Source organism: Streptomyces sp. S6, from assembly GCF_054880855.1.
Genome location: NZ_JBTYMC010000391.1, coordinates 1 through 5,450 on the forward strand (window position 1 = coordinate 1; position 5,450 = coordinate 5,450).

Below are 5,450 nucleotides of genomic sequence, written 5' to 3' on the forward strand. Positions count from 1 at the left end.
GTGACCGTGGCGTCGGTCGGCTGCCCCGGCCGTGTTCCTCGCTGTCCGCCGGCGGCACGCGTCCCCCGTCGGGCGGCCGGCGACATCGTTGCCGTTGCGCGCTCGCGGGGCCGGGGGGAATGTTGGAGGGCAGTGGCCGTGCGCGGTGTGCTGCGGCGCGACGGCGGACGAGGTTTCGTCCCCACCCTCTGGAGGTGTGCGTGACCAGCGGCGACGGATGGGGAGACGACGTCTACCAGCCCGACGGGTCCGAGGTGCAGGACGACGCGGGGCTGCTGGACGTCGAGGACACCCTCGACCAGGACGGCGTCGGAGACCCCCTCGACCGCGGCTGGTCCCCGCCGGAGCGCCCGTGGGCCGTGGAGCACACCGGCGTCACCGCCGCCGAGGCCCGGCGCGGCGAGACCCTCGACCAACGGCTCGCCGAGGAACTCCCGGACGTGGCCGCGTACGACGGTGACGGCCTCGGCGACTGCGACGGCACCGACGGCGAACTCCTCGACAACGAGGTCGGCGCCGTCCGCGCCGGCCGGCTCGTCGCCCCCGACGAGGGCGCCCACGAGGACGAGGAGAGCGCCCTGATCGCCACCGACGTCGGCATCGACGGCGCCGCCGCCTCCGCCGAGGAGGCCGCGATGCACATCGTCGACGAGGACGCCCTGTCGGGGTGAGACGCCCCGTTCCCCTTCGTGCAAGGAGCCCGCATGCCGCAGGACCAACGCCCCGACTACCATCCGGTCGTCTTCCGCGACCGCGCCGCCGGGTACGCCTTCCTCACCCGCTCCACCGCCACCAGCGCGGAGACCATCGAGTGGGACGACGGCGAGACCTACCCGGTCGTGGACGTGGAGATCTCCTCGCAGAGCCACCCCTTCTACACCGGCAAGGCCCGCACCCTCGACACGGAGGGCCGCGTCGCCCGCTTCGAGCGGCGGTACGGCGCCGGTGAGGGCGAGGCCGAGGGCTGAGCCGGGCGTCAGATGAAGTTGAGGGCCGCCGCTCCGCCGACCCCGCCGAGCAGCATGAACACCGGCATGAGCACCTTCAGTTCGACCCAGCTCCCGGCCCGGAACCGCATCGCCTTGGGCGGCCCGATCGGGTACCAGCGCTTGCGGCCGATCGGGATGGGCCACAGGACCGGGCAGCCGGAGACGGTCAGCGCGTCCCCGAGGTCGTGCACCAGCGCGCCCAGCAGGATCGGCAGCCCGAGCCACAGGTACTCCTGGCCCGGGTCGGTGAACAGCCAGCTCGCGCCGTTGCCGGGCTTGTCCAGCACCCCGGCGATGATCCACGCGCTGGCCGCCGCCAGCAGCCACACCAATATGTCGCTGCTGGAGCCGCGGGCGGCCCGCCACAGCAGCCCTTCGATCGCCAGCACCATGTGCACGAAGAGGATCGCGAGCACCGCCCAGCGACCCCCCATGATCGCCAGCGCCGAGGCGCCACCGCCGATCAGCACCGCCCACAGCCAGGTGTGCGTCAGCGTGCGGTGCCCGCCGGAGCGGCGCGGGTCGCCCGGTCCCCGGGTCGCCTTGTAGACGGCGTACGACAGCTTGTCGACGATCTCGCAGAGCCACCGCGAGAGCGGACCGAAGGCACGCGAGATGGTGGCGGCCTTGTGGTCGAGGTCGGGGGCGAGGGCCGCGCCCGCGCAGATCAGCGCGCCGGCCAGCACGACCGGCCAGGGCATCGGCTGTCCCGCCGCCGCGGCGGCGGCTCCGACGCCGAGCCAGGCGGCGGCGCCCGACAGTGAGTGTGCTGGTCCCATCATGGCGCTCGTCCGCCCCGTTTCTCTTGTGCCGCTGTCCAGTTGACCGGGTGCCCTGACACTCCGTCGGCGACACAGCGTAGCGGCCGTGATCTTCGCACCGGCAGCCGATTCCCCTCGAAGGGGTCCCGGCAGGCAAGATGGGTGTGTGACCCTCATCGATCGTTTGCCGCCGACCGCCGACCCCGACGCCCTGTACGAGGCTTTCGAGTCCTGGGCGCAGGAGCGCGGTCTCACCCTCTATCCGCACCAGGAGGAGGCGCTGATCGAGGTGGTCTCCGGGGCGAACGTGATCGTGTCGACGCCGACCGGGTCCGGCAAGAGCATGATCGCGGCGGCTGCCCACTTCGCGGCCCTGGCCCGCGACGAGGTCACCTTCTACACGGCCCCCATCAAGGCGCTCGTGTCGGAGAAGTTCTTCGAGCTGTGCAAGATCTTCGGCACGGAGAACGTCGGCATGCTGACCGGCGACGCGTCGGTCAACTCCGACGCCCCGGTGATCTGCTGCACCGCCGAGGTCCTCGCGTCGATCGCGCTGCGCGACGGGAAGGACGCGGACGTCGGCCAGGTCGTCATGGACGAGTTCCACTTCTACGCCGAGGGCGACCGGGGCTGGGCCTGGCAGATCCCGATCCTGGAGCTGCCGCAGGCGCAGTTCGTGCTGATGTCGGCGACGCTGGGCGACGTCTCCTTCTTCGAGAAGGACCTCACCCGGCGCACGAACCGCCCGACCTCGGTGGTCCGCTCGGCGACCCGGCCGGTGCCGCTGTCCTACGAGTACCGCTACACACCGCTCACGGAGACCCTCACCGACCTGCTGGACAGCCGGCAGGCGCCGGTCTACATCGTGCACTTCACGCAGGCGCAGGCGGTGGAGCGGGCGCAGGCCCTGATGAGCATCAACATGTGCTCGAAGGAGGAGAAGGAGCGGATCGCCGACCTGATCGGCAACTTCCGTTTCACCACCAAGTTCGGCCGCAACCTCTCCCGTTACGTCCGGCACGGCATCGGCGTGCACCACGCGGGCATGCTGCCCAAGTACCGCCGCCTGGTGGAGAAGCTCGCCCAGGCCGGCCTGCTGAAGGTGATCTGCGGGACGGACACGCTGGGCGTCGGCGTCAACGTCCCGATCCGTACGGTGCTGTTCACCGCTCTCACCAAGTACGACGGCAACCGGGTGCGGACGCTGCGTGCGCGGGAGTTCCACCAGATCGCGGGCCGCGCGGGGCGAGCCGGGTTCGACACGGCCGGGTTCGTCGTCGCGCAGGCGCCGGAGCACGTCATCGAGAACGAGAAGGCGCTCTCGAAGGCGGGTGACGATCCGAAGAAGCGGCGCAAGGTGGTCCGCAAGAAGGCGCCGGAAGGCTTCGTGGCGTGGACGGAGAACACCTTCGAGAAGCTGATCGAGTCGGATCCGGAGCCGCTGACGTCGCGTTTCCGCGTGACGCACACGATGCTGCTGTCGGTGATCGCCCGCCCCGGCAACGCGTTCGACGCGATGCGGCATCTGCTGGAGGACAACCACGAGCCGCGCCGTCAGCAGTTGCGGCACATCCGCCGGGCGATCGCGATCTACCGCTCGCTGCTGGACGGCGGCATCGTCGAGAAGCTCGACGCGCCGGACGCCACCGGGCGGATCGTCCGCCTCACGGTCGACCTCCAGCAGGACTTCGCGCTCAACCAGCCGCTGTCCACGTTCGCCCTCGCCGCGTTCGAACTCCTCGACCCCGAGTCGCCGTCGTACGCCCTCGACATGGTCTCCGTCGTGGAGTCCACGCTCGACGACCCGCGCCAGATCCTCGCCGCCCAGCAGAACAAGGCGCGCGGTGAGGCGGTCGCCCTGATGAAGGCGGACGGCGTCGAGTACGAGGAGCGCATGGAGCGCCTCCAGGACATCACCTACCCGAAGCCGCTGGAGGAGTTGCTCTTCCACGCGTACGACACGTACCGCAAGAGCCACCCGTGGGTCGGCGACCACCCGCTGTCGCCGAAGTCCGTGATCCGGGACATGTTCGAACGGGCCATGTCCTTCACCGAGTTGGTGTCGCACTACGATCTGGCGCGCACCGAGGGCATCGTCCTGCGTTATCTGGCGAGCGCGTACAAGGCGCTCGACCACACCGTCCCCGACGATCTGAAGTCGGAGGATCTCCAGGACATCGTCGAGTGGCTGGGCGAGATGGTCCGTCAGGTCGACTCCAGTCTCCTCGACGAGTGGGAGCAGCTCGCGAACCCGGAGGTGATGACCGCCGAGCAGGCCCAGGAGAAGGCCGACGAGGTCAAGCCGGTCACCCTCAACACGCGGGCCTTCCGGGTCCTCGTGCGCAACGCGATGTTCCGCCGTGTCGAGCTGGCCGCCCTCGACCAGGTCGGCGAACTCGGCGAGCTGGACGGCGAGTCGGGCTGGGACGCGGACGCGTGGGGCGACGCGATGGACAAGTACTGGGACGAGTACGAGGACCTCGGCACCGGTCCGAACGCGCGCGGCCCGAAGCTGCTCATCATCCAGGAGGAGCCGGCGAGCCGGCTGTGGCGGGTGAGGCAGATCTTCGACGACCCGAACGGCGATCATGACTGGGGCGTCAGCGCGGAGGTCGACCTCGACGCCTCCGACGCCGAGGGCCGCGCCGTCGTCCGCGTCACCGCCGTCGGACAGCTCTGAGCACCGCCACCGGCGGCAGAGCCACCAGTACAGGAGAAGCACAGCCATGACGAACCCCGCCGAGAGACTCGTCGACCTGCTCGACCTGGAGCAGATCGAGGTCAACATCTTCCGTGGCCGCAGCCCCCAGGAGTCCCTCCAGCGGGTCTTCGGCGGGCAGGTCGCCGGGCAGGCGCTGGTCGCCGCGGGCCGGACGACGGAGGGGGACCGGCCGGTGCACTCGCTGCACGCGTACTTCCTGCGTCCCGGTCGGCCGGGGGTGCCGATCGTGTACCAGGTGGAGCGGGTGCGTGACGGGCGGTCGTTCACGACCCGGCGGGTCACCGCCGTGCAGCAGGGGCGCACGATCTTCAATCTCACCGCCTCCTTTCACAAGCCTGAGGAAGGTCCCTTCGAGCAGCAGCTGCCGCCGGCCCGGGAGGTCCCGGACCCGGAGTCGCTGCCGACCGTCGCGGACGAGGTCCGGGAACATCTGGGGGCGCTGCCCGAGCAGTTGGAGCGGATGGCCCGGCGTCAGCCGTTCGACATCCGGTACGTCGACCGGCTGCGCTGGACTCCGCAGGAGCTGAAGGAGGCCGAGCCGCGCAGCGCGGTGTGGATGCGGGCGGTGGGGCCGCTGGGCGACGATCCGCTCGTCCACACCTGCGCGCTGACCTACGCCAGTGACATGACCCTCCTGGACGCCGTCCGTATCCCCGTCGAGCCGCTGTGGGGGCCGCGGAACTTCGACATGGCCTCCTTGGACCACGCGATGTGGTTCCACCGGCCGTTCCGGGCGGACGAGTGGTTCCTGTACGACCAGGAGTCGCCGATCACCACGGGTGGGCGGGGTCTGGCCCGGGGCCGTATCTACGACCTTCAGGGGCGGCTGCTGGTGTCCGTCGTCCAGGAGGGGCTGTTCCGGGCGCTCTAGACGAGTCTTTCCGAATGCCTGCGGGTACGAAGAGAGGGTGTTCATGATCGTTTGTGACGACGAACTTGAACACCCTCGTGACCGCACTGTACGTGAAGATCGACGAC

General features: G+C 70.2%; 5 protein-coding genes. 4 read left to right on the forward strand and 1 reads right to left on the reverse strand.

The features are described from left to right. The first annotated feature begins 200 nt into the window (after positions 1–200). Positions 201–671: a DUF5709 domain-containing protein gene (locus tag ACVNF4_RS31970; protein ID WP_461806372.1), complete on the forward strand. Its 471-nt coding sequence runs from the start codon at positions 201–203 to the stop codon at positions 669–671. A gap of 33 nt (positions 672–704) precedes the next feature. Continuing rightward, positions 705–968 carry a type B 50S ribosomal protein L31 gene (locus ACVNF4_RS31975; protein ID WP_461806373.1) on the forward strand — a complete coding sequence of 88 codons (264 nt, stop codon included), beginning with the start codon at positions 705–707 and terminating at the stop codon, positions 966–968. 8 nt (positions 969–976) lie between these two features. Here the strand turns inward: ACVNF4_RS31975 and ACVNF4_RS31980 are convergent, their stop codons facing one another. Then, the gene (locus tag ACVNF4_RS31980) at positions 977–1,771 is read right to left on the reverse strand and encodes a metal-dependent hydrolase (protein ID WP_461806374.1); all 795 of its coding nucleotides are present in this window, start codon (positions 1,769–1,771) and stop codon (positions 977–979) included. Between the two features lie 145 nt (positions 1,772–1,916). On the opposite strand from ACVNF4_RS31980, the gene ACVNF4_RS31985 reads away from it, so the two are divergent. Both ACVNF4_RS31985 and ACVNF4_RS31990 read left to right on the forward strand, forming a co-directional pair. Beyond that, positions 1,917–4,430: a DEAD/DEAH box helicase gene (locus tag ACVNF4_RS31985; protein WP_461806375.1), complete on the forward strand. Its 2,514-nt coding sequence runs from the start codon at positions 1,917–1,919 to the stop codon at positions 4,428–4,430. 46 nt (positions 4,431–4,476) lie between these two features. Further along, positions 4,477–5,343: an acyl-CoA thioesterase gene (locus ACVNF4_RS31990; protein ID WP_461806376.1), complete on the forward strand. Its 867-nt coding sequence runs from the start codon at positions 4,477–4,479 to the stop codon at positions 5,341–5,343. Positions 5,344–5,450: the final 107 nt, after the last annotated feature.